This window comes from Bacteroides sp. 3_1_23 (assembly GCF_000162555.1).
GTDB classification, from domain to species: Bacteria; Bacteroidota; Bacteroidia; order Bacteroidales; family Bacteroidaceae; genus Bacteroides; species Bacteroides ovatus.
Map to the genome: position 1 here is coordinate 802,253 of NZ_GG774955.1, position 2,973 is coordinate 805,225.

Genomic DNA, 2,973 nt, shown 5'->3' on the forward strand with positions numbered 1-2,973 from the left:
CCAACCTTGATGACTAACTCCAAAGTATGACCGTAAACTTCAAGATCCTCAATATGACGGGAGTAGTAACTGTGCAATCGGTGACTGAAATGTCCGCAATAAGGACAGGAAGCCCCTTTGCCAGCCGTATGTAGAAAGACCGTCAATGAGCCAACAGCTTCAGAGATACCATCTTGTTGCAGATTATCGTAGCCAAGACTGAATCTGAAATCATGGAATAATCCCTATTTGTAGGAGCATTTTTCTTTTTTTGATGTATATTTGTACGTTGTAGATATGACTTGTTGCATTGTAACTCTTAATGATGTGGTGTCTTTAAAGTTACTAAAAAGCAAACATATCTACAACTTTTAATAGGATTAAGAAAGAAGAAGACAGTTGAAATAAAAAAGAGATTACCACCAAATTTGACGAAGAACCAGATTTCTTCATTTCATTTCTCATATTCTCATTGTTTTTCGATAAACGAAAGATAATCAAATAGATATCTTATGAGAAACACTTTTTCAAAACGGTATTTCTCATAAGTTCTCCCATGTTTTGGCTCAAAAGCTACCTTATTCTCATCGTATTTCAGGGTATTTCTCATAGTCAAAAGCCATTCTTTCTTCCTTTTTTCTTTCAGCCTGCCTTATTTTTATCAGGAAATGAAGCTACTATTTAGATAAAATAGTGGCTTTTTGCTTGGAGATGCTCGTTGTTCTCGATTGTCCCATATATTGTGGGAAAGTATTCTCGTATATTGAAGGAAAACTTTCCCACAAAATAAGGGAATACTTTCCCAAGCCTTAGGGAATCTTTTCCCACAATATGTGGGACTAAGACACTGTGTATGGAAGCAAGCAAAAGGAATACATAGTTCTATTTATTCAATGTCAGCTTCCGGCACACTACACTATGAGAAATGAAGCAAAATCCGGGTTATTTTGCGAAGAAACTATGAGAAATGCCTGTTTTAAAATCATTTCTCATAGTCTATCTTATTAGTTTACTGCCACTTGTGCCTTATTTATGAGGATATGAGAAGTGAAAATGAAAAATCTTTTTCTGTAGAGGGGCGGATGGAAATTGTGTTTAGTTTATCTCCATACCCTCTTAAACAAATTTTTAATGCGGTTCCCCTGATTAAGCCTTTGATTATTTGCCGTTTCCGATAAAAATGTTATCTTTGGAGATAGATAATGTGCATCACATTAATTTCCTGTGCTCACAATGAATTAGAATCTAAATAACGGATTGTTTAATCTTCTAAAGTTTGCATGATGGAAAAGACAAAAATTGGCTTGAATGCCGGGAAAGTATGGCGCATCTTAAATGAAAAAGGTGAACTTTCAATGTTCGATTTGTGCCGTGAATTAAGTTTGACGTTTGAAGACGTAGCTCTTGCTATTGGTTGGCTGGCCCGAGAAGACAAAATCTTTTTGAGGAAAAGAGAAGGAATGCTTTTTGCCAGTATCGAAAATGTCGAATTTACTTTTGGCTAAGGTGGTAGCTAACCTATATTTAAGATGGATCTCCACTTTGTTATTTACACAGCTAAAAAAATAATGAAGTGGATCAGTAGGATTTTTTATGCCCATTTTTATTATTCCCCCTATATTCCCGTTTGATAAGAACTTTCTTTTTTTGAAGCATTTAATCTATTTTTCGTACCTTTGCACCCCATAAACTACTAAACACATAAATTCATGAGTGCATTGAAAGGGCATCCGAAAGGCCTTTATCTGATTTTCGCGACAAGTACGGCAGAACGTTTCAGTTACTACGGTATGCGTGCGATCTTTATTCTTTTCCTGACGCAGGCATTATTGTTTGACAAAGAAGCGGCAGCATCCATTTACGGTAGTTATACCGGGTTAGTCTATTTAACTCCTTTGATTGGCGGATACATTGCCGATAAATATTGGGGAATCCGTCGCTCTGTGTTTTGGGGAGCAATGATGATGGCAGTCGGACAATTCCTGATGTTTATGAGTGCCTCTACTTTAGATAATACGGAACTTGCTCACTGGATGATGTATGGCGGACTCGGATTCCTGATCTTGGGAAATGGTTGTTTCAAACCTACCGTTTCTTCTCTCGTAGGTCAACTCTACGAACCGGGAGACAGACGGCTGGATGCTGCATATACCATCTTCTATATGGGAGTGAATGTAGGTTCTTTTGCCGCCCCTTTGATTTGTGGTTATCTGGGTGATACCGGTGACCCGCACGATTTTAAATGGGGATTTCTTGCAGCCGGAATCATGACACTGTTCACTGTTGTACTTTTTGAAACTCAAAAGAATAAATATCTTTTCTCTCCTTCCGGAGAGCCAATCGGTATTATCCCCGATGCCAAACGTGAAAAGAAAGAGGATAAAGCCGAGCATATCTCACACCCGAAGATGGATAAGCGTACCAAGTTGCGTAATACCCTTGTAATCACTATTCTTACAGTTGCTTTAATAGCCTTCTTTAATTACGCTTTTGAGGGTGACTGGGTGAGCATCGGTATTTTTACCGCCTGCATTGTTTTCCCTGTTCTCATCCTATTGGATGGTTCATTAACCAAGATCGAACGTAGTCGTATTTTCGTTATCTATATAGTAGCTTTCTTTGTCATTTTCTTCTGGGCGGCTTACGAACAGGCAGGAGCCTCTTTAACTCTCTTTGCCTCCGAACAGACCAATCGTGATATTTTAGGTTGGGAAATGCCGGCTTCGTGGTTTCAATCCTTCAATCCTCTGTTTGTTGTTGTCCTGGCATATATAATGCCGGGTGTGTGGAGCTTCCTCAACAAACGAAAGATGGAACCTGCTTCTCCTACCAAACAAGCGATTGGCTTGTTACTTCTTTCTTTAGGTTATCTTTTCATCTGTTTCGGAGTGAAAGATGCTATCCCCGGAGTGAAGGTAAGTATGATTTGGCTGACAGGACTTTATTTTATTCATACAATGGGTGAAATAGCCTTGTCACCTATCGGACTTTCAA

The 2,973-nt window shown here is 38.7% G+C and carries 2 protein-coding genes; both read left to right on the forward strand.

Features of this window, described 5'->3' with window-relative positions:
* Positions 1 to 1,259 precede the first annotated feature (1,259 nt).
* Complete coding sequence (locus tag HMPREF9010_RS03815) at positions 1,260 to 1,484, forward strand: winged helix-turn-helix domain-containing protein (RefSeq protein WP_004301899.1); 225 nt, start codon at positions 1,260 to 1,262, stop codon at positions 1,482 to 1,484.
* Between the two features lie 204 nt (positions 1,485 to 1,688).
* Positions 1,689 to 2,973, forward strand: a 1,285-nt coding sequence (locus HMPREF9010_RS03810; RefSeq protein WP_008651024.1) for a peptide MFS transporter, incomplete at its 3' end; no start/stop codon positions are given.